This window comes from Novosphingobium pokkalii (assembly GCF_014652855.1).
In the GTDB taxonomy this organism is placed as follows: Bacteria; Pseudomonadota; Alphaproteobacteria; order Sphingomonadales; family Sphingomonadaceae; genus Novosphingobium; species Novosphingobium pokkalii.
In genome coordinates this window covers 1-25,141 of record NZ_BMZP01000022.1, presented here as the reverse complement: position 1 = coordinate 25,141, position 25,141 = coordinate 1, and the positions used below count along the sequence as shown (strand labels likewise).

Genomic DNA, 25,141 nt, shown 5'->3' with positions numbered 1-25,141 from the left:
CAGGCCGGCTGGGTTACACTCCGTCATGCAACGGCCCGGACCTGCCTGACCATGACGCTTTCGGACTCTTCCCTGCTGCTTCATCTCTACGGCGCGGTGGAGCACGAGGCGCGCTGGCAGACCGTGCTCGACACGCTGCGCGATCGGCTGGGGGTGCAAAGCGTGGTGGCGCAAGTGCTGTCCTCTGCCCGGCCCTGCCTGCAACAGATCTGGACGGCGCGCGACAGCATCTCGCTGCAACAGGCCAAGATTCACGATTCCTGGGCCAATTCCGGGGCCAACCCGCGTTTCCGGCGGCGCGCCCCGCGCCGCAGCGACAGCGGCATCGGCAGCGACTTCCAGAGCCTGGACCAATCCGAGGGCGAACACCGCGCCATGCGCGAAGGGCTGGCGCGGTGCGGGCTTGGCCCGGCCTTCTGGGTCGGCTTCGGCCTGTCGGAAGACAGCCATTTCTCGCTGGTGTTCCACCGCAAGCCGGGCGACGACCGCGACATCGACGCGGCCGAGGCCGAGCAGTTGCAGGAATTGCTGCCCCATCTCGACCAGACCGTGCGGCTGTGGCGCCAGTCTTCGCAGATGGCCGGGCGCGTCTGCGCGCTGGAACAGGCGATCCGCGCCACCGATCTGGCCATGGTCGGCTGTGACCGCGCGCTGCGCGTCGCCTGGAGCAATCCGCTGGCCGATGCCCTGCTCGCCGGCAATCCGCATCTGACGGTGCGCGGCGGCACGCTGGCCGCCACCGGCAGTCAACCCAGCGCGGCGCTGCGTGCCCTGGTGGCCGAGGCGGCGGGCGGCCAGGCCGATGTCCTCGCACTCGGCACCCCCGGTGACGATCCGCTGCACCTGCGCGCCGTAGCCGGTGCCAACCAGGCCGGCATCGGTGCCGCCGCGCGCGACGAAGTGCTGCTGATGATCGCCGCGCCCGAACGCCGCGCCCAGGTGGCGCCGGCCGATCTGGCCCGGCTGTTCCGCCTCACCGGCGCCGAAGCGCAGCTTGCCGCCGCGCTCGCGGCCGGGGACACGCTCAGCGATTACGCCGCGCGCCGTGGGATCACGACCGGCACCGCGCGCATCCAGCTCAAGCAGCTTTTCGGCAAGACCGGCACCGGCAGGCAGGCGGATCTCGTGCGCCTGGTGCTCCATTCGCTGTCCGCTCCCGCAGCAAATGCGCCGTTTTTCCCACACACAAACTGAGATCGCAGACTATATCCCAAATGGGAGGTGCAGCCTGCGCCGATCCCGCTTCATCATCATCGTGACAAGGCAGAGCGGATCGTCCGCGAACGCCGCACGACGAGGGATGGACGATGCAGCGCAGACATTTTTACCCTTCACCCACCACGCTGGCCCTGGCGCTTGCCCCGATGCTGGCGCTGCCCCTGGCGGCGGCCCCGGCACTGGCCCAGGATGGCGCCCCGGCCACCGCAGCCGCCGATGCGGCACCGGGTGAAATCGTGGTGACGGCCACCCGCCGCGCCGAATCGCTGAGCAAGGTGCCGCAATCGGTCACCGCGCTGACCCAGGCCTCGCTCGACGCGCGCGGGATCAAGGACATTTCCGGCGTGGTGCGCCAGACGCCGGGCATCCAGTTCGATCCCAACGGCTTTGGCAACCAGACCAACATCGCCATTCGCGGGGTCAGCTCCACCGTGGGCGCGGCCACCACCGGCGTCTATATCGACGACACCCCGATCCAGAGCCGCGTGGTCGGCTATTCCACCACCAATGCCTTTCCCGCCGTGTTCGACCTGGCCCGGGTGGAAGTGCTGCGCGGTCCGCAGGGCACGCTGTTCGGTGCCGGATCGGAAGGCGGCACGGTGCGCTTCATCACCACCCAGCCGAGCCTGACCGACACCAAGGTCTATGGGCGCGCGGAAGCTGCCGCCACCCAGGGTGGCGCGGCATCGGGCGAACTGGGCGTGTCGATCACCGCGCCGCTGATCAAGGACAAGCTGGGGCTGGCCGCCAGCGTGTGGTATCGCCATGACGGCGGCTGGATCGATCGGCAGAACGCCAATCCGGCGGTGACCAACGCGCCCTATCTCAAGAACGTCAATTCCGCCTGGACGCAAGTGGGCCGCGTCGCGCTCAAGTGGGCGCCGACCGACGGGATCGAGATCACGCCGTCGCTCTATTACCAGAAGCGCGTCAACAACGACACCAGCCCGTGGTGGGAAAGCCAGTCCGACGCCGGCAAGGGCCGCTATGTCAGCGGCGCGCCCAATGGCTCGCCCGATCGCGACCGCTTCTATATGCCCGCCCTCAACATCAGCGCGACGCTGGGCGGCGTGCAGGTGATCAGCAACACGTCTTACTACGTCCGCGACCAGAGCGGCGAGATCGACTATTCGACGATCTGGCCCGCCGTGTTCACCGGTTCGCCCTGGACCGGCACGGACCACAAGGCGCTGGCCTATATGACCAACGACCAGCGCACCTTCACTCAGGAAGTGCGCCTGCAATCGACCGACAGCCAGGCCCCGCTGACCTGGGTGGTGGGTGGCTTCTTTGCCAAGTCGGTCCAGCATTTCGCCGAGCGGGTCTATGACCCCGGCTTTGCCGACATCTTCGGCGGCATTCCGCCCGAAGTGGTGCTGGGCGCGCCGCTGGTCGACGGGCTCTATTCGCTGGCGGGCAACGGGCGCGGGGCCGACGAGCAACTGGCCGGCTTTGCCGAAGGCTCGCTCAAGCTGACCGACACGCTCAAGGTCACCGCCGGGGTGCGCGTGGCGCACACCAGGTTCGAAGGCAGTTCGCTGTTCGACGGGCCGGTCTCGGGCTATCAGTTGCAGAACAACCAGTCGGTCAGCGAAACCCCGGTCACGCCCAAGTTCGCGCTCAACTGGCAGGCGACGCCGACCACGCTGTTCTATGCCACGGCGGCCAAGGGCTATCGCATCGGCGGCACCAATGCCCCGGTGCCGCTGTCGCAGTGCGGCGCGGACCTGACCGGCTTCGGCTTTGCCAACGTGCCCTCCACCTACAAGTCGGACAGCCTGTGGAGCTATGAAGCCGGTGCCAAGACGCGCGTGGGCGGAGTGAGCCTGGCGGCCAGCGCCTATCATGTGGATTGGAGCAACATCCAGCAGAACGTCTATCTCCAGCATTGCGGCGCGCAGTTCACCGCCAACCTGGGCAAGGCGCGCAGCCAGGGCTTCGATCTCCAGGCCACCGCGCGAATCAGCCCGGCCTTCACGCTGGATGGCACGCTGGCCTATACCAATGCCCGCCTCACCCAGAACGTGAGCGGCCTGGCCAATCCGGCGCCGGGCTATCTCATCGCGGCAGTGGGCGATCACCTGGAAACCCACCCGTGGACCGCGACGCTGGGCGCCAGCTATGAAGCGAGCCTGGGCAGCGCGACGGGCTATTTCCGCGCCGATTACCAGTACAAGAGCAAGGCCAAGATGTCGGCCGTGACCGACAGCCGCACCAGCGGCTTTGATCCGGGCGCCTATCCCCTGCCGCAGGTGCACTATGCCAGCCTGCGCGCCGGGGTGCGGCGCGGTGCCTATGACATTTCGGTGTTCGTGGACAACCTGACCAACGAGACCACGATCCTGTCCCGCTCCATCGAAGTGGCTGGCGTGGGTTCCTATCGCAACCTGTCGCAGCGCCCGCGCACCTTCGGGCTCACGCTGCTGATGCGCCAGTGATGCCGGGTGCCCCCAGCCGGGGGCGCCGCCTGCCTGGGCCGGGAGCACCCTGACGCTTCCGGCCCCTTTTCTCCCTGATCCCTGTCGTTCCAGAAGGTATTCGATCCATGGCATTCCTTTCCAAGGCCGCCCTCACCTGCGCCTGCGCCGCCCTTGCCCTCTGCGCCGGCGCGCCCGCCGGGGCGCAGACGGCCGCGCCGCATGTCCTGCCCGATGGCGCCGTGCCGCCCAATCTCGCCGCTGCGCGCACCCACATGCTGGAAGCGCCGGAAAACATGCTGACGTTCCACAGCATGGACCAGTTGTTCCAGACCCGCCCGGTGCCCCGCGCCGGCCCGATCGCTGCCCTGCCGCGCGTGGATCAGGCCCTGCCCGATGCCGTTATCGGCACCACGCGGATGAGCGAGGACCAGTGGGAAGACCGCACGTTCACCAACGCCCTGCTGGTGATGCGCGATGGCAAGATCGTGCACGAAAGCTATCGCAACAACACCGATGCAGGCACACACTACATCTCGTTCTCGATGGCCAAGTCGATCACCTCGATCCTCGTCGGCATCGCGGTGAACCAGGGGGCGATCAAGTCGATCGACCAGCCGGTCACCGACTATGTTCCCGAACTCAAGGGTTCGGGCTATGACGGGGTAACCATCCGCCAGGTGCTGCAAATGCGCTCGGGCGTGGATTACGAGGAACGCTATGATTTCGGCGCCACGCCCAGCGTCGCGGCCAAGATCTTCCTCAACGCCATCGTCGCCAATACCGAGCGCTTTGCCGACACCGCCCCGCGCCTCAAGCGCAAGTGGAAGCCGGGCAGCCATTTCAACTATTCCACGCTCGATACCAGCGTGCTCGGCTGGATTCTGGAACGCGCGACCAAGCAGCCGCTGGCGCAGTTCACCACGCAGAACCTGTGGCAGCCGATGGGCATGGAATCCTATGGCTACTGGCTGGCCGACGGCGCACCGGGCGTGGGCCGCGAACTGAACGGCATGGGCTATAACGCCACACTGCGCGATTTTGCCCGGCTGGGACAGATGATGCTGGACGAAGGCAAGTTCAACGGCCGCCAGATCGTGCCGGCAGACTGGGTGCGCCAGTCCACCGCGATGATTCCCAATGCCGATCCCGGCACGCCGCCCCCGCCGGCCAGCGTGACCGATCCCTTCGCCCGCTCCGGCTATGGCTTCCAGTGGTGGAAGCTGGATGACACCGGCGCCTATACCGCGCTCGGCCTGCAAGGGCAGTTCATCTACGTCCACCCCGCCACGCGCACGGTGATCGTCAAGCTCAGCTTCTTCCCGCCCGAAGGATCGGACCTGGGCAACCGCGCGCTGGAAGAGACCCTGGCCTATTTCAAGACCCTGGTGCAGTGGTCGGCCACCGCGCCCAAGCCCTGACGCCAAGTCAGATACCTGGAACCGCAGTGCGGATCATGCGTGGGGAAAGGCAATCTCCACCATGATCCCCTCGGGGGAAAACCGCCGCACGATCCGCCCGCCCAGTTGCCGTTCGGAACTGCGGATCAGCGCCGAGCCAAAGCCTTCGCGCGTCGGCACGCCGTCTTCGGGCAGGGCCAGGGGCGCGGCGGCGCGTTCCTGCCACACCAAGCGCACGGTCTTGCCGCCGTCGCGGCTGGTCTCGTGGCTCCAGCGCACGTCCAGCATGCCGCCCGGCGCAGCCCAGGCGCCATATTTGACCGCGTTGGTGACCAACTCGTGCAGCACCAGGCCAAGCGGGACCGCGTGCCGCCCCGAGACCACCAGGCTGCCACCGGCCAGGTTGCAGCGCTCGCTGTCAGAGCGATAGGGCGCGATGGCCTTGGCCACCAGATCCGCCAGGTCCACTTCGCCTTCGCCATCCAGGCGTCCCTGCGTCACGTCGTGCGCGGTCACCAGCGCGTGGATGCGCTTGGCGATGCGGTCCACCGCCGGGGCGGCGGCCGTGTCACCGCGCGCCGACATCTTCACGATCGCCAGGATCACCGCGAACAGGTTCTTCACGCGGTGGTTCAATTCCCGCGCCAGCAGATCGGCGCGGTCGCGCGCCTCGGCAATCAGGGCGGCATTGGCGGCGGCAGCCTGCGCCTGCGCGGTGCGGATCACCTGCCACAGCCCCAGAATCAGCGCGATGGCGATGATCACTGCCAGCAGGCCGAGCGAAGGCATCACCCGCGCCTCGGCCATGGCCGCGCTCTGGCTGGCCGCGTCCAGGCGGGCGCGCTCGGTGCGCTCCAGCCGGCCCACCGCCTGGCGCAGCCCCTCCATCGCCAGTTGCCCTTCGTCAGACAGCGTGCGCACCCGCGCCTCGACCAGTTCGCCGCGCCGCACCAGCTCCACCGTGCCGGCCATTTCCGCCCACTTGGCATCGCCCAGGCGCTCGATCTCGTCCACCAGCGCGGCCTGCTTGGGATCAAGGTCGCGCCCCAGCCGCTGGCGCAGCGCGCGCATTTCGGCAAGATAGGCGGCATGGCCCTGCTCATAGGGCGCCAGATAGCGGCGATCATAGGTGATGTAATAGCCGCGCTGCCCGGTTTCGCCGTTGAGCGTGGCCGCCACGATGCCATCGAGCGCGGCCAGCACGGCGCTGGTGCGCGTCGCCTGCTCGCGCTGCACCCGCTCGGCATCGACGGTGGTGAAGATCAGGGCAAAGGTGCCCAGCAGCGCCAGCACCAGCACGGCAAACAACGCGAATGTCAGCCACGCCGGTTTGCGGCGCCATAGTCGGCCCGACGCATGGGCCTGCCCGGTTTCGTTGGCAACCATGCCCCTGCCTAGAGCGAGATGGGATTTTCGCCAATGGCAATTTCACGAGGCTGTCCCATCGGGCCTGTGCAAGGGCGGCACAGGCAAGTGGGCTGGCAGGCCGCGCGGCAAATGCTTGACGGATGGCCTCCCCTCGCTTATCGGCCCACCCCTGATTTCGGCTCGGCGTCGGTTGCGGCGGCGTGGCCTTGTTCCGATTCGCCAGACAAAGAAGAAGAGCTGAACCATGAAGCGCACTTTCCAGCCCAGCAACCTCGTGCGTGCCCGTCGCCACGGCTTCCGCGCCCGCATGGCCACCGTCGGTGGTCGCAAGGTGCTGCGCGCCCGTCGCGCCCGCGGCCGCAAGAACCTCTCGGCCTGATCGCGCGCCCTGTCGGGCAAGCATGTCGGCGCAGGCAGGGTCGGAAGCGGCCGGGGCAGATAGCATTTTGCCCGCCGCCCCCCGATCGCCACGCCGCAGTGCCCGGCCGGCCACGATTGCCAGGCGTGCGGATTTTCTCGCCGCCAATCGCGGAATCCGGGTCGCAAGGCCCGGATTCGTTCTTTTGGTGAACCCGCTGGCGCGCCCCGACGGGTCGCTGCGCTTTGGCGTGACGGTCACCAAGAAGATCGGCAATGCCGTGATGCGCAACCGCATGAAGCGGCGCTTTCGCGCGCTGCTGCGCGAACTGCTGCCTGTCCATGGCATTGCCGGGGCCGATCATGTGCTGATCGGCCGCGAAAACGGGGTGGAGCGCGATTTCGCCCTGCTCCATGGCGAACTGGTCCAGGCCCTGGCCCGCGCCGCCGCCGGCAAGGGCGATCCCCCCAGAAAGCCGAACGGGAAGCGCGGGCCAAAGCCTGCCCCCAAGCCTGCCCACGGTCGCTAAGCGCCATGAAGCGTCTGCTCATCCTCATCGCACGGGGCTGGCAGCTTGGCCCCTCCCGCGTGCTGCCCCCGTCCTGCCGCTATGCTCCCTCATGCTCGCAATACGCGATCGAGGCCTGGCAGAAGCATGGTGCGATTAAGGGTAGCTGGCTTGCCGCCTTGCGGCTATTGCGCTGCCATCCCTGGGGTGGCTACGGCTATGATCCGGTCCCCTGAGGACACCCTTTCCCAATCAGCTAGATTCAACGAACGCGAGGCACAGTGGAGAAACAGCGCAACCTGATCCTGGCGGTGGTCCTGATGGGCCTGCTGCTGATCGGCTGGGATTACGGCATCGCCTATTTCTATCCGCAGCCCAAGGGCAAGCCGGCGGCGACCGCCCCGACGAACCCCGCCGCCGCACCCGCGAGCAGCGGCCCGCCGGCCAAGCCGACCCGCGAAGGCGGGCTCCAGGCCCCGGCCGACGTGGCGCTGGAACAGAAGGATCTGGCCCAGGAGCTCAGCGCCGGCCACCGCGTGGCGATCGATGCGCCGGGCCTCAAGGGCTCGATCAACCTGGTCGGCGGCGTGGTCGATGACCTGACGCTGGTCCGCCACCGCGAAACGATCGACAAGAACAGCCCGCCGGTGCGCCTGTTCTCGCCCGCCGGCACTCCGGCGCAGCACTTTGCCCAGGTCGGCTGGCTCGGCCAGAACGGGCTGGCCACGCCCAACGGGCAGACGCTGTTCACCGCCCAGGGCGGCAAGCTGACCCCGGCGACCCCGGTCACGCTGACCTGGGCCAACCCGACCGGGCAGACTTTTGCGCTGCGCTACGCGATCGACCAGAACTACATGCTGACCGTGACGCAGAGCGTGACCAACGCCGCGCCCACCGCCGCCTCGGTCACCCCGTTCGCGCGGATCAACCGCACCGACAAGACGATGAGCCAGGACACCTGGCAGGTCCACTCCGGCCCGATTGGCGCGTTCGATGGGTCGGTGAACTTCTCCAACAACTACACGGATGTCGCCAAGGCCGGCTCGATCGCCCCGGCGGGCGCCGCCAACTGGATCGGCTTTACCGACATCTACTGGCTGTCGGCGCTGATCCCGGCCGATGGCGCAGCGCGCCCCAACGCCGATTTCCGTGCACTCGGCAACAATGTCTTTGCCGCCGACCTGATGTGGCCGGCCGCCAGCGTGGCGCCGGGCCAGACCCAGAGCCAGACGCTGCGCCTCTTTGCCGGGGCCAAGGAAAACAACGTCCTTGAAGCCTATGAAAACCAGGGCGTGACGCACCTGTCGCTGTCGATCGACTGGGGCTGGTTCCGCTGGTTCGAAAAGCCGATCTTCTGGCTGCTCGATGCGCTGTTCCACGGCGTGAAGAACTTTGGCGTGGCGATCATCCTGCTCACCCTGCTGGTGCGCGGCATGATGTTCCCGGTGGCACAGCGCCAGTTTGCCTCGATGGCGGCAATGCGCGCGCTCCAGCCCAAGATGAAGGCGATCCAGGAACGCTACAAGGACGACAAGGCGCAGGCCCAGCAGGAAATCATGAAGCTCTACAAGGAAGAGCGCGTGAACCCGCTGGCCGGCTGCCTGCCGATCTTCCTGCAAATTCCGGTGTTCTTCGCGCTCTACAAGGTGCTGGTGCTGACCATCGAAATGCGTCACCAGCCGTTCGTGCTGTGGATCAAGGACTTGTCCGCGCCCGATCCGCTCCACGTGCTCAACCTGTTCGGCCTGCTGCCGTTCACCCCGCCGGCCTATCTCGGCATTGGCGTGCTGGCGATCATCCTGGGCATCACGATGTGGGCGCAGTTCAAGCTGCAACCGGCCGCGATGGACCCGGCGCAGCAGCAGGTCATGGGCCTGATGCCGTGGATGATGATGTTCGTGATGGCGCCCTTCGCTTCGGGCCTGCTGCTCTACTGGATCACGTCCAACCTGCTGACCATTGCCCAGCAGCGCTATCTCTATAGCCGCCATCCGCAATTGAAGGCGCAGGCCGCCAAGGACCAGCAGAACCTGGACCGCAGCGCCGCCCGCAGCGCCACCATCACTGCAAAGCCGAAGAAGAAGTGAGCGCCACCGGACCCGACGAGGAAGGCCTGCGCCTGATGGCCCTGGAAGAGCGCGCCCGCGCGCTCTTTTCCGGCCGCGTGGAATTCCTCAAATCCGCGCCGCAGCTCAAGTTCCTGCCCGATCCGGACTTTCCGGAAATCGCATTCTGCGGCCGCTCCAACGTGGGCAAGTCCTCGCTGCTCAACGCGCTGACCGGGCGCAAGTCGCTGGCGCGCACCTCGGTCACGCCCGGCCGCACGCAGGAACTGAACTATTTCGAGGTGGGCCAGCCCACGCTGTTCCGCCTGGTCGACATGCCCGGCTATGGCTTTGCCAAGGCCCCGCCCAAAGTGGTGGAGCAATGGCGCCGCCTGGTGCGCGACTACTTGCGCGGCCGCGTGGTGCTCAAGCGCGCGCTGCTGCTGATCGACAGCCGCCACGGCATCAAGCCGGTGGATGCCGAGATGATGCAGATGCTCGACGAAGCCGCCGTCAGCTATCGCGTGGTGCTGACCAAGGCCGACAAGATCAAGGCCAGCGAACTGGCGCAAGTGGTGGAAGAAACCCAGGCCACCGCGCGCAAGCACACCGCCGCCCATCCTGACGTGAGCGTGACCTCGTCGGAAAAGGGCCTCGGCATCGCCGCCCTGCGCGGCGCCGTGCTGGACGACGCGGCGGTCTGAACGCACAATCATCTCCCCCTCCTCTTCAGAGGAGGGGGTCGGGGGGTGGTGGAAAACTGGCGCCAGGCCCCGCACCACCCCCGGCCCCTCCTCTAAAGAGGAGGGGGGATTACATGCAGAAAGGCCCTGCGCGCATGAAGCTGGTTATCGGCAACAAGAACTATTCGAGCTGGTCCCTGCGCGGCTGGCTGGCCTGCAAGCAATCGGGCCTGGCGTTCGAGGAAATCACCGTTCCGCTCTATGGCGACGATTGGGACGAGGCCAAGCGCCGCGATGCCAATCTGGCGCCCTCGTCGGGCAAAGTGCCGATCCTGTGGGACGGCGAAGCCGTGGTGTGGGACAGCCTGGCGATCATCGACTACCTGGCCGACAAGGTCGGCCGCGACCGCTTCTGGCCCAAGGACGATGCGGCGCGGGCCATGGCGCGTTCGATGGTGGCAGAAATGCATTCGGGCTATTTCGCGCTGCGCGGGCACATGCCGATGAACATCCGCCGCCGCCAGGCGCAAGTGGAGGTGCGCGACGATGTGCGCGCCGATATCGTCCGCATCCTGCAACTGTGGGCCGAGGCGCGCGCCCGCTTTGGCCAGGGCGGGCCGTTCCTGTTCGGCACGTTCAGCGCGGCCGACATCATCTATGCCCCGGTCGTCTCGCGCTTCGTCACCTATGGCGTGGGCGTGCCCGGCTTTGCCGTCGCCTATATGCAGGCGCTGTGGGAACATCCCTGGATGCAGGCGTGGATCGACGCGGCCGAGGATGAAGAATGGACCATCGAACAGTTCGAGGAAACGAGCCAAGCATGAGTGCCGACCCCGTCGTTCTCACCGAGCGCCTGATCGATTGCCCCAGCGTGACCCCGGCCACCGGCAGCGTGTTCGACACGCTCGAAGCCATGGTCGCGCCGCTGGGCTTCACCGTCCATCGCTTCATCGCCGGCGAAGCGCCCGATGGCCCGGTGGAAAACCTGTTTGCCGTGCGCCAGGGTCCGGCCGGCAGCCGCCATTTCGCCTTTGCCGGGCATCTTGACGTGGTGCCGCCCGGCCAGGGCTGGAGCAGCGCGCCGTTCAACGCCGAGCGGCGCGGCGAACTGCTCTATGGCCGCGGCGCGGTGGACATGAAAGGCGCGATCGCGGCTTTCGTCGCCGCGCTGGCCGACATTCCCGCCGAGGCCGGCACGATCAGCCTGGTCATCACCGGGGACGAGGAAGGGCCGGCACGCTATGGCACTGTCGCCCTGATCGAGCACATGCGCACGATCGGCGCGCTACCCGACTTGTGCCTGGTGGGCGAGCCGACCAGCGTCAACCGCTTGGGCGACATGATGAAGATCGGTCGGCGCGGCTCGGTCAACATCTGGCTCACGGTCGATGGCGCGCAGGGCCACGTGGCCTATCCGCACTTGGCCGACAATCCGATCCCGCGCCTGGTGGCGATGCTCGCCGAACTCGATGCGCTCGTGCTGGACGAAGGCAGCGAGTGGTTCCAGCCGTCCAACCTGGAAGTGACCGACCTCGCGGTGGGCAACCCCGCCACCAACGTGATCCCTGCGCAAGCCCGCGCCCGCCTGTCGATCCGCTTCAACGATCGGCACACCGGGCAGAGCCTGGTCGATCGCGTCAGCGCGATTGCCGCTCGCCACGGCGGCACGGCCGAAGCAGTGATCTCGGGCGAAAGCTTCATCACCCTGCCCGGTGCGTTCTCCACCCTGATCGCTCAGGCGGTGGAAGCTGAAACCGGCGTCACGCCGGAGCTTTCGACCACCGGCGGCACATCGGACGCACGGTTCCTGCGCGCTCTGTGCCCGGTGGTGGAATTCGGCCTGTGCAACGCGACGATGCACAAGAAGGACGAGGCGGTGGCGATGGAAGACTTGCATGTGCTGACGCGCATCTACCGCCGGGTTGCCCTGGCGGCGCTGGCTGGCTGAACCTGCTGCGATAGGGGCCAGCACCAGGGGGCTTCGACAAGCTCAGCCCGAACGGAGTTCAGGTGGTCATAATCGTAAGGAGCCGTGAAGCCACCCCAAACTTCCGTTCGCCCTGAGCCTGTCGAAGGGCGCCAAGCAGTGCGATTGTCGGACGACCGCTGCGATGGCCTCGGAACAATCGATTTCAGACCTTTCCCACATCCCCGTTCGGGCTGAGCTTGTCGAAGCCCGGTAGCAGGCAAGCGCCGCGTTGGCGTCCTTCGACAGGCTCAGGGCGAACGGAGGAGAGGTGTTGTCCTCCGGTCTACCTTCGCCCCAAGCCCCGCCTCACTCCGCCCCGCGCGGCGTCTCGTCGTCGACGCCGGATTCGCCCAGACCGCCTTCCTCGTCGTCATCGTTGCGCTCGCCGCGATAGGCGCCCATGTCGATGCGGCCCGACGAGACCATCTGCTTCATGTGGTCGACCAGATCGGGCGTGGAACCCGGCTCATCGCCATCGCCGCTGACGCGCTCGCTGTCTTCGGCGGCGCCGAGCACGGCCGTGGCGCGGCCGAGCGCTTCATCGGCCAGGGTCTGGGCCTGGGTCGGCGCATCGTCCTGTTCGGCGTTGTGCGCTTCGGGGGGAAGATCGGGCAGGTCCTTGCTCATCGTGTCTCTCCTTGTGGAGAGGATACGCATGGCCCTGCTCGCTGTTCCTCAGCGCGTCGGGACGGGGGCCTCGCCGCTGTAATCGTAGAAGCCGCGCCCGGTCTTGCGGCCGAGCCAGCCGGCCTCGACATATTTCACCAGCAGCGGCGCGGGGCGATACTTGCTGTCGCCCGTGCTGGTGTGCAGCACGCGGATGATTTCGACGCAGGTGTCGAGGCCAATGAAATCGGCCAGTTCCAGCGGCCCCATCGGGTGGTTGAGGCCAAGGCGGCAGGCCTTGTCGATATCGACGATGCTGGCCGTGCCGCTGCCCAGCACGAAAGCCGCCTCGTTGAGCATGGGCATCAGCACGCGGTTGACAATGAAGCCGGCCTCGTCCTGCGAAAGCACCAGTTCCTTGTTCAGCCGGCCGACCAGCGCGCGCATGGCGTCGAGCGTGGCGGCCGAAGTGGCCAGGCCCGGAATCACTTCCACCAGGTTCATCACCGGCACGGGATTGAAAAAGTGCAGGCCGATGAACCGCGCCGGATCGGGCGAGGCGGCGGCCATGCGGGTGATCGGGATCGAGCTGGTGTTGCTGGCGAGAATCGCGTGGGCCGCCAGCACTTTGCCGGCGGCGGCAAAGATCGCGCGCTTGATATCCTCGCGCTCGGTCGCCGCTTCCACGATCAGGTCGGCCGCCGCCATCGGCGCATAGTCGCCCACCGGCGTGATCCGCGCGACGATCGCCTCGGCATCGGCCGCCGCGATCTTGTCCTTGGCCACCAGCCGGGCGAGCGCCTTGGCGATCTTGTCACGGCCCTTTTCGGCCGCCGCCAGGTCCACGTCGGCCAGCAGCACGGCAAGCCCGGCCTGGGCCATGACTTGCGCGATCCCCGCGCCCATCTGCCCGGCCCCGATCACGGCAACGGTCTGCATGCCCCAGTATCCTTTTTGCGTTAGCGGCTGGCGCCCGGCACCCACAGCGGGTCGCGCCCGGCGTTGAGCGCGCGGGCCAGCACGAAGAGATAGTCCGACAGCCGGTTGAGATAGGCAAGCGCCGATGGATTGACCGGCTCGGCCGCCGCCAGGCCCACGGCGGCGCGTTCGGCGCGGCGGGTGATGGCGCGGGCCAGGTGCACCCGCGCTGCGCCCTCGCTGCCGCCGGGCAGGATGAAGCTGGTCAAGGGCGGCAGCGCGGCGTTGCGGGCATCGATCGCGCTTTCCAGCCAGGCGACCTGCCCCGGCACCACGCGCAGGGTCATTTCGCCCGGCGCGAAATCCTCGCCCGGCGTGGCAAGGTCGGCGCCCAGGTCGAACAGGTCGTTCTGGATGCGCGTCAGCTCGGCGCAGACATCGGCCGGTACCACCAGCGCGGCCAGGCCCAGCGCGCTGTTGGCCTCGTCCACCTCGCCGATCGCGGCCATGCGCGCATCGTGCTTGGCGCGACGCGAGCCATCGACCAGCCCGGTCGTGCCATCGTCACCGGTGCGGGTGTAGATCTTGTTCAGCTTGACCATAAAATGGAACGGACCCGTTCAGTTCTTGCCGGCGACCATCAGCAGCACGATCACCACCACGATGGCGAGGCCCTGGAACTTGATGCGGTTGAACATCATGCGGTTCTGCAAGAGCTGCATCTCGCGGATGCCTTCCTCGCCGCGCTCCAGCCCTTCGCGCGTGGTGCGCAGGAAGGCAACGACACCCCGCAGCAGCGACCACACGGTCAGCGCCATGAGCACGATCAGCAGGGGCACGAGCACATAGGTCATGGCGCAAGGTCTATGGCGTCCGCCAGGCAAATGCCAGTGTCAAAAAGACCAGAGCGCAGCGCCGCTGCCAGGGCAGGTCCGTCTTCGCCCGCCAGGCGCCGCTCGGCCAGGCCCGGCGCGTCGCGCCGCTTGGCCAGCTTGCGCCCGTCCGGCCCGACCAGCACGGGATGATGGTGCCAGCGCGGCACCGGCAAACCCAGCAGCGCCTGGAGCAGGCGGTGCACATGCGTGGCGCGGAACAAGTCGATCCCGCGCGTGACCACGGTCACGCCATCGGCGGCATCATCCACGGTGGCGGCCAAGTGATAGGACGCAGGCGCATCCTTGCGCCACAGCACGACATCGCCGAACAGCGCCGGATCGGCGCGCTGCACGCCGCGCCGCTCATCCTCCCAGTCCAGCGGGCCGGCCAGGGCCATCGCCCGCGCCATGTCGAGCCGCCAGGCGACATCGGGGCCGGGTTCGACGGGATGAAGCCGGCAAGTGCCGGGATAGAGCGGCCCATCGGGGCCTTGCGCCTTGGCCGCAGCGGCCACTTCGGCGCGGGTGCAGCGGCAGGGGTAGAGCAGCCCGGCCCGGCGCAAGGCATCGGCGGCGGCTTCGTAGGCGGCAACGCGCCGCGATTGCGGGGTTACCTCGCGCCAGGCGAGGCCGAGCCAGGCGAGGTCGGCGCGGAAGGCGTCGGCCAGTTCGGGCCGGCTGCGCACACCGTCGATATCCTCGATCCGCAGCAGGAACGTGCCGCCTGCTGCCCGCGCGCGATCATGCGCGACGATCGCGGCCCAGGCATGGCCGAGATGCAGCGGCCCGTTGGGGCTGGGGGCAAAGCGGGTGACGATCGTGGAGGGGGTGGGCGCGGCAGGGATGGGCATGGCGGGGATGGGTAGAAGGTTTCCTCCCAGGAACAAGTGTATCCGCAAAGACACAATTGCCAAAAACGCAAAACGGCGGCCCCGCCGGACCGCCGTTTTAAGACCCGCCGCGATGCGGTGACATCGCGGTGCGGGGCTTCGTACGTATTCAAGTCATGCCCTGGCCGCTTGAGAGGACCGGCCGGACATGGATCAGTGCTGCCGCCAGCGCTTAGACAAGCGTGGCAGTGAACATCGCGCCGCTGACACCAGCAGCAAGGATGAGCGGCAGCATAACGGTTGCGAACTTGCGCATGGTATGCTCCTGATTTCCTGCGAGTAGAAAAGTTTTATTTGTTAACCTTGCAGGATCCTCTCAGTCCGTCGCGCCGGCAGGGTAAGGCTCGGAGCCGCGAACTGATGCTCACATAGAACGACGCGGTTTTGTTACAAGTGCGATCCTGGCAGGAGCAGTTGCGCAAAACGCAACCCATATCGTGCAACCATATGAATTGTGGCCAACGCGCAACAGTTTGGGCACAATGCGCGGCAAGGACGACACAGCGGCCGGCGCGGGCCGGAATTTTCGCCTGGCGCTGGACAGTTCGGCCCGCCTTCCTTATCGGCCAGCCATGACCATCCAGCCCGAAGAATCGGCCCCCGAATCGATCCTGATCGTCGATTTTGGCAGCCAGGTGACGCAGCTGATCGCGCGCCGCGTGCGCGAGGCGGGCGTCTATTCCGAAATCGCCCCTTTCACCCAGGCCGAGGCGGCGTTCCACCGCATGAAGCCCAAGGGCATCATCCTGTCGGGTTCGCCTGCCAGCGTGCCCGCCGACGGCAGCCCCCGCGCGCCGCAGGTGCTGTTCGACAGCGGCCTGCCGATCCTGGGCATCTGCTATGGCCAACAGGTGATGAGCCACCAGCTTGGCGGCAAGGTGGAACCGGGCGATTCGGGTGAATTCGGCCGTGCCTTCCTGACCGTGACCGAGCCTTGCGTGCTGTTCGACGGGCTGTGGAGCCAGGGCGAGCGCCACCAGGTGTGGATGAGCCACGGCGACAAGGTGACGCAGTTCGCGCCGGGCTTCCGCATCGTCGCGGTGTCCGACGGCGCGCCCTTCGCCGTGATCGCCAACGACGAGAAGAAGTATTACGGCACCCAGTTCCACCCCGAAGTGGTGCACACGCCAGACGGCGGCAAGCTGATCGCCAATTTCGTGCGCCATGTCTGCGGCTGCGCCGGCGACTGGACCATGGCCGAATTCCGCAAGACCAAGATTGCCGAAATCCGCGCGCAAGTGGGCGATGCCCGCGTCATCTGCGGCCTTTCCGGCGGGGTCGATTCGGCCGTGGCCGCCGTGCTGATCCACGAGGCGATCGGCGACCAGCTCACTTGCGTGTTCGTCGACCATGGCCTGATGCGCCTGGGCGAAGCCGAGCAGGTGGTCTCGCTGTTCCGCAACCACTATCACATTCCGCTGGTCCACGTGGACGTGTCCACGCTGTTCCTGAAAGGCCTGGAAGGGGTGACCGACCCCGAAGCCAAGCGCAAGTTCATCGGCAAGACCTTCATCGACGTGTTCGAAGCCGAGGCGCGCAAGGTGGGCGGCGCCGATTTCCTGGCGCAGGGCACGCTCTACCCGGACGTGATCGAAAGCGTGTCGTTCACCGGCGGGCCTTCGGTGACGATCAAGAGCCACCACAACGTGGGTGGCCTGCCCGAGCGCATGAACATGAAGCTGGTCGAGCCGCTGCGCGAACTGTTCAAGGACGAAGTGCGCGCGCTGGGCCGCGAACTGGGCCTGCCCGACATCTTCGTGGGCCGCCACCCGTTCCCCGGACCGGGCCTGGCCATCCGCATCCCCGGCGAAGTGACGCGCGAGCGTTGCGACATCCTGCGCAAGGCCGATGCGATCTACCTGGAAGAGATCCGCAACGCCGGGCTCTATGACGCGATCTGGCAGGCCTTTGCCGTGCTGCTGCCGGTGCGCACCGTGGGCGTGATGGGCGACCACCGCACCTATGATTCGGTGTGTGCCCTGCGCGCGGTGACCTCCACCGACGGCATGACCGCCGATATCTATCCCTTCGACGCCGGCTTCCTCAGCCGCGTGGCGACGCGCATCGTCAACGAGGTCAAGGGCATCAACCGCGTGGTCTATGACTATACGTCCAAGCCGCCCGGCACGATCGAGTGGGAATGATTTTTGCCCCTCCGGGCATATCCAAAACCCCGCCAATGCACGACCCAACCCACTGATAAAAATAAATATTCCTGTCAGCATCTATCGATGCCTATCTGTGGGCAGAGATGGCGGCCGTCGGCCCCGCTGACGGGCCTTGGCCATATTGATCGCGACGAAATTTGAAAGTACCGTCAAGGGAAATGAGGCTCCTGACGGTACTTTTTTGACGCTAAGCTGCTGACAATACGCAGACTTTGCCGACGAGACCGCCAAAAAACCGCGTGACGGTACTTTTTGGAGGTGACACAGCATGTTGACGGACGCCGCCATCAAGGCGCTGAAGCCTAAAGAGAAAATGTACAAGGTGACGGACCGCGACGGCATGTATGAAGTCGACTTCGGGAACACCGTTTGAACGATTCCCAAGGAGCGAATGAAGCGGTCGAAGGCGCATAACGTCTATCTGTGTCGCCAAACACTGGATATCATGATCGCGCTCAAGACGTGCGCCGGTAACTCACCTTATTTACCGCCTTCCCGGTACGACGCCGATGCTCCAATGTCCCGCGCGACGTTCAACCGTGTCACCTATTCGGTTGTGGAGCAGGCCAAACAGGATGGGCTGCCGCTCGAACCATTCACGGTTCACGATCTGCGGCGGACTGGATCGACTCTGCTGAATGAGTTGGGCTTCAACCGTGATGGGATCGAGAAATGCTTAGCGCACGAAAACGGCCGATCGTCGCGCGGCGTCTACAACAAAGCGGAGTACGAAGTTCAGCGTCGTCATGTGATGCAGGAGTGGGCGGACATGATCGACGCGTGGATTGCTGGCCGGACGCATGTCCCCACTCTTTTGCCACCGACTATGTCGCTGGTCGCGCTTGATCCCGCTCTTTGATCGGTCGCGACTTCCGTTTTGATACGTCGGGATGTTTTGCCCGGCGGATTGGAGCGGCCCGCCGTGCTATCAGCCAGGCTTCGACCTCCGCCAAGTCCCAGACGATGCAGCGCGGAGATAGGGCAAACCGTCGCGGGAATTCGCCACGTTGCTCCATCTCATAGGTGGAGCTGTCGGCAAGCGGAACCATTTCGCGCAGGTGTTGGCGTCGGATTGTCCGGCGAATTTTCAGCTGTTCGACTCGAGTCATCCATTTCCCCTTGCTCGCTGACGCGATTGAGGGCGATAGATGTCGATACGGGAAGTCTCGTTGAAGTGCCGTGCGGTCCTTTCGGGCTATGGCGTACACATCGGCGGGTTTCCTTGTGGCATATCCCCTTGCCAAGCCATTCCCGTTCCATGCTTGATCTGGAGACTCAATGAGCGCCTGGGCCACGGGCGATCGACGGGAAGTGCATATTTCTACCCGGGTGTAATTGACAGTAAATTTTATCCGGGTATTAATTGGGCGATCCATAAGTGAGCACCCCATGTCCGATCCCACTCTCAAGACCTGCACGGCATTTGTCGGGCATCGATTGCTGCTCTCAGGTCTCCTTCCTGATGTGGCCCAGGCCGTTCGGCAATCGACCGGCCTGGCGGACGTGGTTCTCGTTTTCGACGACGCAACGGGTCGCATCGTCGATCTCGACCTGCGTGGCAGCGATGCCGATATTCTCGAACGGATTTCCCAGCCCCCCACGACCTATGCGGGGCGCTATCGCCCCAAAACTGACTCGTCGTCCGACCCGACGGGATTGGATGAAGCCCAGAGCCAGAAAACCCGAGGCCGACCGAAATTGGGGGTCGTCGCGCGCGAGGTGACCTTGCTGCCCCGGCAGTGGGACTGGCTGACGAACCAGCCCGGCGGGGCGTCGGCGACGCTGAGGCGTCTCGTCGACGAAGCGCGCAAAACGATGAACCCCCGCCAGCAGAGGCGGGCGGCGCAAGAGGCCGCGTACCAGTTCATGCAGGCGATCGCGGGAGATATGCCCGGTTACGAAGACGCGACCCGGGCCCTCTTCGCTGACGATCGGACATCATTGGAACAACAGATCGCTACTTGGCCTGACGACATCCGCACCCATGCGCTGCGTCTCGCCTTCGGCGCGGGCGAGAACCAAAGCGCTTAACCCGCCATTCAACGGAACACCGATGACCAGAGCCGACCCCATTTCCTACCTGGAACCGACACAGGAGGCTGGCCGCAGGTTCGTACAGCGCAACCTTGCCGGTCCCGTCGTGATGCTCAACCTGCTGCGCTTCAGGGCTGTCGCTGATTATTCGGACCACCCTGAGCTGGCACCTGCCAGGCCGATCAGCGGTGCTGAGGCTTTCAATATCTATGTCGAGCACACGCTGCCCTTCTTACGAGAAACCGGCGGCGATCTCCTCTTTCTCGGCCATGGCGGTCCCTTCCTGATCGGACCGGCCGATGAAGATTGGGATCTGGCGATGATGGTCAGGCAGGCCAGTGCTGCGTCCTTCCTCTCCTTCGCCAGCCACAAGGGCTATCTCGCTGGACTTGGTCACCGCACGGCGGCGGTGATGGATTCCAGGCTTCTGCCATTGTCCGAAATGGCGCTACCCGCCGCAGGAGCGAGGCCATGAATATTGCAAAGGCCAATGGCATCGAGCTCGCGTGGGACAGTTTCGGCCATGCCGATGCGGAAACGATCCTGCTGATTTCGGGGCTTGGAACGCAGATGATCCGCTGGCCCGAGCCTTTCTGTACAGGGCTGGCCGCACGAGGCTATCGCGTGATCCGTTTCGACAACCGCGATGCGGGCCACTCGACGCATTTCAGCGCCTCGCCCGCGCCGGATTTCGGTGCGCTCGCAACTGCCCTGATGGCCGGGCGCAGACCTGATGTGCCGTATACGCTTGACGACATGGCAGCGGATGCGATCGGCCTGCTTGATGCGCTCGGGATTGCCAAGGCCCATGTCGTCGGGCGCTCAATGGGGGGAATGATCGCGCAGGTTCTCGCGAGCGAACATGCGGATCGGGTCCTTTCGCTGACGTCGATCATGTCGAGCACCGGCAATCCGGTCCTGCCGCAGGCGGCACCCGATGTCATGGCGATGATGATGCGCCCTGCGCCTGATCCTATGATCGATCCGGAAGGCTTTCTCGCGGTGCGCCTCGCGTTCGCGCGCAGAATCGCCGGGACGGGTTATCCCTTCGATGAAGAGGCCCATCGCGCCATTCTCCTTGATGAAGTAAGGCGTAGCTACGATCCGGGAGGCACTGCGCGGCAGATCGCTGCCATGGCGGTGGCTGGAGACCGGCGAGCACGCCTCGCAAACATCACGGTCCCGACACTCGTCATCCACGGCGTCGATGATCCATTGATCCCGCCCGCCTGCGGTCAGGATACGGCGCACTCCATACCGAACGCGGTTTACCTACCGATCGTGGGCATGGGTCATGATTTGCCACGAGACGTTGAAGAACGGACCATCGACGCGATCTGCAACGTGATGGCATGCCAATCGTCGGCTGAAGGAACCTGGCCATGGCGCAGGGCCAAAGGGTGACGCCGGTCGCCGCCCTTTCATTCCCTGTGCCAGTAGACTTTACGAGGACACAACGGGGCCAACAATGGCCTGGCCAAATGTTTCACAGACGGACTGGACGTCGTTGAGGTCATGCGGAACCGGCAGAGCATCCATGGCCTGGAAAAAGCGGTCATGGCGTGCGGGTGTCGATACCAACATCACGCGCGCCACGCCTCCCATCGCGGAAAAGCCATGGGTGACGCCTTTGGCAACGAAGAGCCGATCTCCCGCCTTTACCTCAATCTTCTGCGCGCCGATCAGGAACAGCAACCGCCCTTCGCTGATGCAGAAGACCTTATCCTCCTCAAACGAAATGTGCGCCGGTGCGCCCTGATCCGGTTGGACCGTCATCGCCATGACGGTCATGGGAGCTGCTTCACCACCGAGCAGGATTTCGGCATCGATACCCGAGAAGCGTGCGGTTGCGTGAGAGGAGAGTACGCCGCTTGCAGGCGAAGTGGGATGAGGGGTGATGTCCATGATGTGGTCTCCTTATGATCCGGACCCACGGTATCCCATCAGAGCAAGCACGATTATCTGACAAGTTATGCCATCATCATCTACTATTCTGGACAATGATGAAGCTTGATCCGATCCAGACCTTTGTAGAAGTGGTTCGTGCTGGCGGGTTTACCGCAGCGGCCCGGCGCACGGGCACGCCGCGTTCGACGGTGAGCCTTCAGGTCAGGGCGCTCGAAGAAACGTTAGGGGTTCGGTTGCTCAAGCGCTCGACCCGTTCCCTTGCCCTGACGGACGAGGGGCAGCGCCTCTATGACAAGGCGTCGGGTCCGGTAGATGTTCTCGTCCGAACGCTTGATGACCTGCAAGCGGGAGATGGCGTACTGGGCGGTCTGATCAGGCTGACCGTCCCGGCGGACTTCCCCACCGCGTTGCTGGCGAGCGCAATCACCAGCTTCACGCAGGCCCACACGGCAGTCCGCTTCCAGATCATGTCGACAAATGCCGTGATGGATCTTGTCGAGGACAACATCGACATTGCGGTCAGAGTCGGCGTGAATCCTGCCCAGACTGCAATCGAACGACGGTTGCTCGACATCGAATGGGCTTTTTATGCGAGCACATCGTGGCTGGAGCGAAAGGGGCAGCCGGAAAATATCAGCGAGGTGGAGGATTTCATCTCTCCGCAACCAGTCTTGCGCGGATATCTGGAAAGGCATGTGCTTGGTGGTGTTTCCCTGCCTGCCGGTGCGATCGAGGTCGATAGCCATGCCTTGGCCCGGGATCTGATGTTGAATGGCTTTGGTGTCGCTATATTGCCGCAGGGATTGTGCCAGGATGCCGTTATGACCGGCAAGGCCGAACCGCTCCTCCCGCGCGCGGGGCTCCGCCCGACGCGGCTCAATCTAACGTTTCCACATCGAGCAGACATGGTGCCAAGGGTGCGCGCCTTCGCTGATCACATATGTGCTCACTTTCGCTGAACATAAGTCGTCATCGCGGCCGACATCCGTTGCAATTCAGGAGCACATTATTGGGGCAACGCACAGCCTTTGCCGACGATGCCCGACTGACGTCGGCGCCGGGCGCCTCAGGCGCATCCTGCCGGACTTCGAGTTGACCGGCTTTGACTTCATCTTCTTTATTCAGTGTTCCGACCGACACCTTCTCGCGTCCGGACGCTGGCGACCTTGTTCGAGCGTGAGCTGCCAAGCCTGATCGAGTCTAGTCGTCTTGCACCGCATACGCATTCGGAAAGAAAGTAAGAATGGCATTCCCACAAGCAGCACTGACTTTGATCGGCGACACGTCGAAGCCGCATCGCCTGACACTGCGCCCACGCCGTCCGTCCGACGCTGACGCCTTATTTTTAACGATGGCCGATCCAGAGATGATGCGGTGGTGGTCTCGCGCACCCTTTGAGTATGTCGAGGACCTGCGGGAGTATTTCACCAACGACGATCAATCGAACTGGCGTTCATGGGCGATCGTACTGTCAGGTGAAGAGCTTGCCGTAGGCTTCGTGGCAGCAGGCCAGAAACGCGAAGGTGTTTCCGAGATCGGCTATCTGCTTGCGCGCGAAGCACAGGGGCATGGGTATGCGCGCGAAGCTGTTGCCATGCTGATCGACCAATTATTCGCCGAGGGACAACGGCGCATTTTCGCCGATACCGATCCGGACAACCAGCCGTCGATCGCGCTGTTGACGAGGCTCGGCTTCACGCTGGAGGGGCGCCTGCGGGCCGAATGGCAGACGCATATCGGCGTTCGGGATTCTCTGATTTACGGGCTTCTGGCGGAGGAATGGTCGTCCCGGACTGCGGGATAGTCCGCGCCCCGACTTTGGCCGGAACGGACTGCACAAGTCTCTGCGTTTTCGCATCCCCGTGAGAGCCGCCAGGTCATTTGAGCGTGATGACGTTTGAGTGAATCGTCTGGGATTCCCGAGCGGGTAATTTTGTGATTCAAACTGTTGGCTGGGATTCGGAGGCCGGCAGCGATGACCAGACCGTATGACACCTTGGCATGGATGCGCTGGCCTACCGGCGCCCAGCCTCGCAACGGCGCCATGTTGGTCTTGGCCCAGGTCTCATCGACGAAGATGAGGCGCCGCGGATCAGGGCGCGCCTGGTACTTCTTCCACTGCTCGCGCCGTCGCGCGATCTTCGGTCTCAACTGCTCCGCCGGCAGAACGCTTTTTTTGAAGCTCAGCCCTTCGGTATGAGCAAAGCGCCAGACCTGCACGTAATCGACCTTCTCGGAAGATGAAGGGTGTGCCCGCGCCGGCTGGCGTCAACACCGCGTCGAGGATGGACCACGCGCCATATGCAGCCCCTGGCGTCTGCAACACTTCGCAAATACCGGCGTCCTCGATCTCCGAGACGTAGAGGTCGACGGTCGCGCCCGTGACAGGGCTGGATGCTGGCGGATCGAGACTGTGCAGGAAGGTCCTCGTCATAACGCCAGCGCCCGCTTGAGATCATCATGCTCGAAAGCGCTGGCCATGCGGCTGATCTCCGCCGATCGAGCGCCAACCGCCTTGGCGGCGTCGCGCCATGTCGCGGTCACCGCCGCGACTTCTTTGATGACGATGCGCGCTTGAGGCAGCGTGAGTGCGAAGAACTCCGACGCCGCCTCCAGGAGATCGACGGAGCAGGTGCCTTCGTCGAGATCGATGTTCGTCGTGAGCACCCGTGCCTTCAGATCGGTTGGAACGGGACTGACGTCATAGGCCGGTGAGAGCGACTATCCGGCTTTTCCCATCCACAGGAAGCCGTGATTGCGCAGGTGATCATCGACGTTCGAGATCAGGACGTTGAAGACCACGCGCCGGTAGAGGGCATGGGCGTCGGTTTTTCCCTGGGCGCCGTGCTGCGCGAGGGCGTCGACGATCTCCGGGTAGCTGCCGCGCTCGCCATCCCTGGCGCCCATCATCGCCATCACCGACAGAAACGGGATGCGGGTCGCGCCATCGCGGTCGAAGCGCCGTGAGAGCATGACTGCCTTGCCGGCGATATCGATCAGCTCATGATCGGGAGTTGCGATACCGGCCTGACTGGCGAGCCGCAGCGCGATCTCCTCCCAAGTCTCTATGCTGTAGTCGTCGGTCTCCTTCGGGAACTTGGCGATGGAGAGGCGAAGGCGCCGCGGGTCAGAGCAAGGGCGGGCTCGAGAGAGAAGCGGTCCGGGTCATCGAGCCACGTATCGTCATATTCGAACAGGATCGTTTCCGTGCCGCGGACGCGATTGCTTCTCGCCAGTCCAATTGAGCGTGTCCGGCCGTCCAGATCGATATGAACCTCGAAGTCAGCCATTGCGGGACGATCCGGATGACCGCTTGAGATGGATGTGCTTGGGCAGATCGGCGCTGGCCAACGCCTGTCCGACGCTGTCGTTGCTGATGTCGGCGACTTGGCTCAGTCCGTCGAGCAGGCCGAGGGCCTGCAGCACGCCGGCATAGATGCCTATGCTGACATTGGTGTCGCCGGCTTCGACCCTTTGTAGGGTCGACCAGGATGTGAAAGCACGCTCCACCACGACCGCCATAGGCAGCTTGCGACGGCGGCGGGCGTCATGGATATCCGCGCCGAGCTTCCGCAGGGCGCGGCGCACGGCCGCAGGAGGGGTATGTGGAGTAGGCATTTGCCACCTCCGCACTACAGATCGGCAGTATATGTAGCACCAAGACTACATTTTTTCTAGCCTCGACTGGAGTCGATCCCAGCGTTTACCGTTCGCGGTGACGTGCTCCCCTGAAATGTGACCGCCCGATGGTAGAGTCCGACCACGAAGGAGTCGGA

At 65.0% G+C, this 25,141-nt stretch carries 28 protein-coding genes and 1 pseudogene; 17 read left to right on the top strand and 12 right to left on the bottom strand.

Going from position 1 to position 25,141, the window contains the following annotated elements; translation table 11 throughout:
• Positions 1-51 precede the first annotated feature (51 nt).
• The 3 genes from IE191_RS18140 (at position 52) to IE191_RS18130 (ending at position 5,056) form a co-directional block, all read left to right on the top strand.
• Positions 52-1,194, top strand: coding sequence for a helix-turn-helix transcriptional regulator (locus tag IE191_RS18140; RefSeq protein ID WP_191325794.1), 1,143 nt, complete (start codon positions 52-54; stop codon positions 1,192-1,194).
• Between the two features lie 113 nt (positions 1,195-1,307).
• A complete protein-coding gene (locus IE191_RS18135) occupies positions 1,308-3,656 on the top strand; it encodes a TonB-dependent receptor (RefSeq protein WP_191325793.1) in 2,349 nt (782 codons plus the stop codon).
• Positions 3,657-3,763: 107 nt separating this feature from the next.
• Positions 3,764-5,056, top strand: a complete 1,293-nt coding sequence (locus tag IE191_RS18130; RefSeq protein WP_191325792.1) for a serine hydrolase domain-containing protein — start codon at positions 3,764-3,766, stop codon at positions 5,054-5,056.
• Positions 5,057-5,089: 33 nt separating this feature from the next.
• On the opposite strand, the gene IE191_RS18125 is transcribed toward IE191_RS18130, so the two are convergent.
• The gene (locus IE191_RS18125) at positions 5,090-6,421 is read right to left on the bottom strand and encodes a CHASE3 domain-containing protein (protein ID WP_191325791.1); all 1,332 of its coding nucleotides are present in this window, start codon (positions 6,419-6,421) and stop codon (positions 5,090-5,092) included.
• A gap of 226 nt (positions 6,422-6,647) precedes the next feature.
• On the opposite strand from IE191_RS18125, the gene rpmH reads away from it, so the two are divergent.
• The 7 genes from rpmH to dapE all read left to right on the top strand — a co-directional run bounded on the left by rpmH (position 6,648) and on the right by dapE (position 11,945).
• Positions 6,648-6,782 carry a 50S ribosomal protein L34 gene (rpmH, locus tag IE191_RS18120; RefSeq protein ID WP_028657364.1) on the top strand — a complete coding sequence of 45 codons (135 nt, stop codon included), beginning with the start codon at positions 6,648-6,650 and terminating at the stop codon, positions 6,780-6,782.
• Positions 6,783-6,849: 67 nt separating this feature from the next.
• Positions 6,850-7,290, top strand: coding sequence for a ribonuclease P protein component (gene rnpA, locus IE191_RS18115; protein ID WP_373299332.1), 441 nt, complete (start codon positions 6,850-6,852; stop codon positions 7,288-7,290).
• 5 nt (positions 7,291-7,295) lie between these two features.
• Positions 7,296-7,505: a membrane protein insertion efficiency factor YidD gene (gene yidD / locus IE191_RS18110; RefSeq protein WP_191325789.1), complete on the top strand. Its 210-nt coding sequence runs from the start codon at positions 7,296-7,298 to the stop codon at positions 7,503-7,505.
• Between the two features lie 45 nt (positions 7,506-7,550).
• A complete protein-coding gene (gene yidC / locus IE191_RS18105) occupies positions 7,551-9,356 on the top strand; it encodes a membrane protein insertase YidC (RefSeq protein ID WP_191325788.1) in 1,806 nt (601 codons plus the stop codon).
• A 35-nt stretch (positions 9,357-9,391) separates the two neighbouring features.
• Positions 9,392-10,018 carry a ribosome biogenesis GTP-binding protein YihA/YsxC gene (gene yihA / locus IE191_RS18100; RefSeq protein ID WP_191325827.1) on the top strand — a complete coding sequence of 209 codons (627 nt, stop codon included), beginning with the start codon at positions 9,392-9,394 and terminating at the stop codon, positions 10,016-10,018.
• Between the two features lie 134 nt (positions 10,019-10,152).
• Complete coding sequence (locus tag IE191_RS18095; protein WP_191325787.1) at positions 10,153-10,821, top strand: glutathione S-transferase family protein; 669 nt, start codon at positions 10,153-10,155, stop codon at positions 10,819-10,821.
• A complete protein-coding gene (gene dapE, locus IE191_RS18090) occupies positions 10,818-11,945 on the top strand; it encodes a succinyl-diaminopimelate desuccinylase (protein WP_191325786.1) in 1,128 nt (375 codons plus the stop codon). The genes IE191_RS18095 and dapE overlap by 4 nt, the downstream gene beginning before the upstream one ends.
• A 327-nt stretch (positions 11,946-12,272) precedes the next feature.
• Here dapE and IE191_RS18085 read toward each other — a convergent pair whose 3' ends face one another.
• The 5 genes from IE191_RS18085 to gluQRS are packed head-to-tail and all read right to left on the bottom strand — an operon-like array spanning position 12,273 to position 15,216.
• The gene (locus tag IE191_RS18085) at positions 12,273-12,593 is read right to left on the bottom strand and encodes a hypothetical protein (RefSeq protein ID WP_229815606.1); all 321 of its coding nucleotides are present in this window, start codon (positions 12,591-12,593) and stop codon (positions 12,273-12,275) included.
• Positions 12,594-12,641: 48 nt separating this feature from the next.
• Positions 12,642-13,511, bottom strand: a complete 870-nt coding sequence (locus IE191_RS18080) for a 3-hydroxyacyl-CoA dehydrogenase NAD-binding domain-containing protein (protein WP_191325784.1) — start codon at positions 13,509-13,511, stop codon at positions 12,642-12,644.
• 20 nt (positions 13,512-13,531) lie between these two features.
• On the bottom strand, positions 13,532-14,092 hold the full coding sequence (locus IE191_RS18075) for a cob(I)yrinic acid a,c-diamide adenosyltransferase (protein WP_191325783.1): 561 nt from the start codon (positions 14,090-14,092) through the stop codon (positions 13,532-13,534).
• 18 nt (positions 14,093-14,110) lie between these two features.
• Positions 14,111-14,344, bottom strand: a complete 234-nt coding sequence (locus IE191_RS18070) for an HIG1 domain-containing protein (RefSeq protein ID WP_191325782.1) — start codon at positions 14,342-14,344, stop codon at positions 14,111-14,113.
• Positions 14,341-15,216, bottom strand: a complete 876-nt coding sequence (gluQRS, locus tag IE191_RS18065; protein ID WP_191325781.1) for a tRNA glutamyl-Q(34) synthetase GluQRS — start codon at positions 15,214-15,216, stop codon at positions 14,341-14,343. The genes IE191_RS18070 and gluQRS overlap by 4 nt, the downstream gene beginning before the upstream one ends.
• Positions 15,217-15,827: 611 nt before the next feature.
• Here gluQRS and guaA point away from each other — a divergent pair.
• Positions 15,828-17,399 carry a glutamine-hydrolyzing GMP synthase gene (gene guaA / locus IE191_RS18060; RefSeq protein WP_191325780.1) on the top strand — a complete coding sequence of 524 codons (1,572 nt, stop codon included), beginning with the start codon at positions 15,828-15,830 and terminating at the stop codon, positions 17,397-17,399.
• Between the two features lie 415 nt (positions 17,400-17,814).
• Positions 17,815-18,282, top strand: a complete 468-nt coding sequence (locus IE191_RS18050) for a tyrosine-type recombinase/integrase (RefSeq protein WP_444544247.1) — start codon at positions 17,815-17,817, stop codon at positions 18,280-18,282.
• On the opposite strand, the gene IE191_RS18045 is transcribed toward IE191_RS18050, so the two are convergent.
• Complete coding sequence (locus tag IE191_RS18045) at positions 18,248-18,532, bottom strand: helix-turn-helix transcriptional regulator (protein ID WP_191325779.1); 285 nt, start codon at positions 18,530-18,532, stop codon at positions 18,248-18,250. The genes IE191_RS18050 and IE191_RS18045 overlap by 35 nt on opposite strands.
• A 280-nt stretch (positions 18,533-18,812) precedes the next feature.
• Between IE191_RS18045 and IE191_RS18040 the strand changes: the two genes are divergently transcribed.
• The 3 genes from IE191_RS18040 to IE191_RS18030 are packed head-to-tail and all read left to right on the top strand — an operon-like array spanning position 18,813 to position 20,861.
• Positions 18,813-19,454 carry a DUF2239 family protein gene (locus tag IE191_RS18040; RefSeq protein ID WP_191325778.1) on the top strand — a complete coding sequence of 214 codons (642 nt, stop codon included), beginning with the start codon at positions 18,813-18,815 and terminating at the stop codon, positions 19,452-19,454.
• A 22-nt stretch (positions 19,455-19,476) separates the two neighbouring features.
• The gene (locus IE191_RS18035; RefSeq protein ID WP_191325777.1) at positions 19,477-19,932 is read left to right on the top strand and encodes a DUF1330 domain-containing protein; all 456 of its coding nucleotides are present in this window, start codon (positions 19,477-19,479) and stop codon (positions 19,930-19,932) included.
• A complete protein-coding gene (locus IE191_RS18030) occupies positions 19,929-20,861 on the top strand; it encodes an alpha/beta fold hydrolase (protein WP_191325776.1) in 933 nt (310 codons plus the stop codon). Before IE191_RS18035 ends, IE191_RS18030 begins: the two co-directional genes overlap by 4 nt.
• 39 nt (positions 20,862-20,900) lie before the next feature.
• Here IE191_RS18030 and IE191_RS18025 read toward each other — a convergent pair whose 3' ends face one another.
• Complete coding sequence (locus IE191_RS18025) at positions 20,901-21,362, bottom strand: cupin domain-containing protein (RefSeq protein ID WP_191325775.1); 462 nt, start codon at positions 21,360-21,362, stop codon at positions 20,901-20,903.
• A 95-nt stretch (positions 21,363-21,457) separates the two neighbouring features.
• Between IE191_RS18025 and IE191_RS18020 the strand changes: the two genes are divergently transcribed.
• Positions 21,458-22,324: a LysR family transcriptional regulator gene (locus tag IE191_RS18020; protein ID WP_229815604.1), complete on the top strand. Its 867-nt coding sequence runs from the start codon at positions 21,458-21,460 to the stop codon at positions 22,322-22,324.
• Between the two features lie 284 nt (positions 22,325-22,608).
• Entirely contained in the window at positions 22,609-23,169 is a 561-nt protein-coding gene (locus IE191_RS18015; protein WP_191325773.1) for a GNAT family N-acetyltransferase, read from the top strand.
• Positions 23,170-23,321: 152 nt separating this feature from the next.
• Here IE191_RS18015 and IE191_RS21180 read toward each other — a convergent pair.
• The 4 genes and pseudogenes from IE191_RS21180 to IE191_RS18000 all read right to left on the bottom strand — a co-directional run.
• Positions 23,322-23,597: pseudogene (locus IE191_RS21180) on the bottom strand (IS630 family transposase); the annotation flags it as partial.
• Positions 23,598-23,795: 198 nt separating this feature from the next.
• A complete protein-coding gene (locus tag IE191_RS21175) occupies positions 23,796-24,032 on the bottom strand; it encodes a hypothetical protein (RefSeq protein WP_229815603.1) in 237 nt (78 codons plus the stop codon).
• A gap of 54 nt (positions 24,033-24,086) precedes the next feature.
• Positions 24,087-24,434, bottom strand: coding sequence for a HipA domain-containing protein (locus tag IE191_RS21170; RefSeq protein ID WP_505834994.1), 348 nt, complete (start codon positions 24,432-24,434; stop codon positions 24,087-24,089).
• Positions 24,435-24,647: 213 nt separating this feature from the next.
• The gene (locus tag IE191_RS18000) at positions 24,648-24,953 is read right to left on the bottom strand and encodes a helix-turn-helix domain-containing protein (RefSeq protein WP_444544246.1); all 306 of its coding nucleotides are present in this window, start codon (positions 24,951-24,953) and stop codon (positions 24,648-24,650) included.
• Between the last annotated feature and the right edge of the window lie 188 nt (positions 24,954-25,141).

Coding starts and splice junctions, on each gene's coding strand:
- IE191_RS18140 (WP_191325794.1), top strand. CDS start 52: ATGACGCTTTCGGACTCTTCCCTGCTGCTTCATCTCTACGGCGCGGTG.
- IE191_RS18135 (WP_191325793.1), top strand. CDS start 1,308: ATGCAGCGCAGACATTTTTACCCTTCACCCACCACGCTGGCCCTGGCG.
- IE191_RS18130 (WP_191325792.1), top strand. CDS start 3,764: ATGGCATTCCTTTCCAAGGCCGCCCTCACCTGCGCCTGCGCCGCCCTT.
- IE191_RS18125 (WP_191325791.1), bottom strand. CDS start 6,421: ATGGTTGCCAACGAAACCGGGCAGGCCCATGCGTCGGGCCGACTATGG.
- rpmH (WP_028657364.1), top strand. CDS start 6,648: ATGAAGCGCACTTTCCAGCCCAGCAACCTCGTGCGTGCCCGTCGCCAC.
- yidD (WP_191325789.1), top strand. CDS start 7,296: ATGAAGCGTCTGCTCATCCTCATCGCACGGGGCTGGCAGCTTGGCCCC.
- yihA (WP_191325827.1), top strand. CDS start 9,392: ATGGCCCTGGAAGAGCGCGCCCGCGCGCTCTTTTCCGGCCGCGTGGAA.
- IE191_RS18095 (WP_191325787.1), top strand. CDS start 10,153: ATGAAGCTGGTTATCGGCAACAAGAACTATTCGAGCTGGTCCCTGCGC.
- dapE (WP_191325786.1), top strand. CDS start 10,818: ATGAGTGCCGACCCCGTCGTTCTCACCGAGCGCCTGATCGATTGCCCC.
- IE191_RS18085 (WP_229815606.1), bottom strand. CDS start 12,593: ATGAGCAAGGACCTGCCCGATCTTCCCCCCGAAGCGCACAACGCCGAA.
- IE191_RS18080 (WP_191325784.1), bottom strand. CDS start 13,511: ATGCAGACCGTTGCCGTGATCGGGGCCGGGCAGATGGGCGCGGGGATC.
- IE191_RS18075 (WP_191325783.1), bottom strand. CDS start 14,092: ATGGTCAAGCTGAACAAGATCTACACCCGCACCGGTGACGATGGCACG.
- IE191_RS18070 (WP_191325782.1), bottom strand. CDS start 14,344: ATGACCTATGTGCTCGTGCCCCTGCTGATCGTGCTCATGGCGCTGACC.
- gluQRS (WP_191325781.1), bottom strand. CDS start 15,216: ATGCCCATCCCTGCCGCGCCCACCCCCTCCACGATCGTCACCCGCTTT.
- guaA (WP_191325780.1), top strand. CDS start 15,828: ATGACCATCCAGCCCGAAGAATCGGCCCCCGAATCGATCCTGATCGTC.
- IE191_RS18050 (WP_444544247.1), top strand. CDS start 17,815: ATGAAGCGGTCGAAGGCGCATAACGTCTATCTGTGTCGCCAAACACTG.
- IE191_RS18045 (WP_191325779.1), bottom strand. CDS start 18,532: ATGACTCGAGTCGAACAGCTGAAAATTCGCCGGACAATCCGACGCCAA.
- IE191_RS18040 (WP_191325778.1), top strand. CDS start 18,813: ATGTCCGATCCCACTCTCAAGACCTGCACGGCATTTGTCGGGCATCGA.
- IE191_RS18035 (WP_191325777.1), top strand. CDS start 19,477: ATGACCAGAGCCGACCCCATTTCCTACCTGGAACCGACACAGGAGGCT.
- IE191_RS18030 (WP_191325776.1), top strand. CDS start 19,929: ATGAATATTGCAAAGGCCAATGGCATCGAGCTCGCGTGGGACAGTTTC.
- IE191_RS18025 (WP_191325775.1), bottom strand. CDS start 21,362: ATGGACATCACCCCTCATCCCACTTCGCCTGCAAGCGGCGTACTCTCC.
- IE191_RS18020 (WP_229815604.1), top strand. CDS start 21,458: ATGATGAAGCTTGATCCGATCCAGACCTTTGTAGAAGTGGTTCGTGCT.
- IE191_RS18015 (WP_191325773.1), top strand. CDS start 22,609: ATGGCATTCCCACAAGCAGCACTGACTTTGATCGGCGACACGTCGAAG.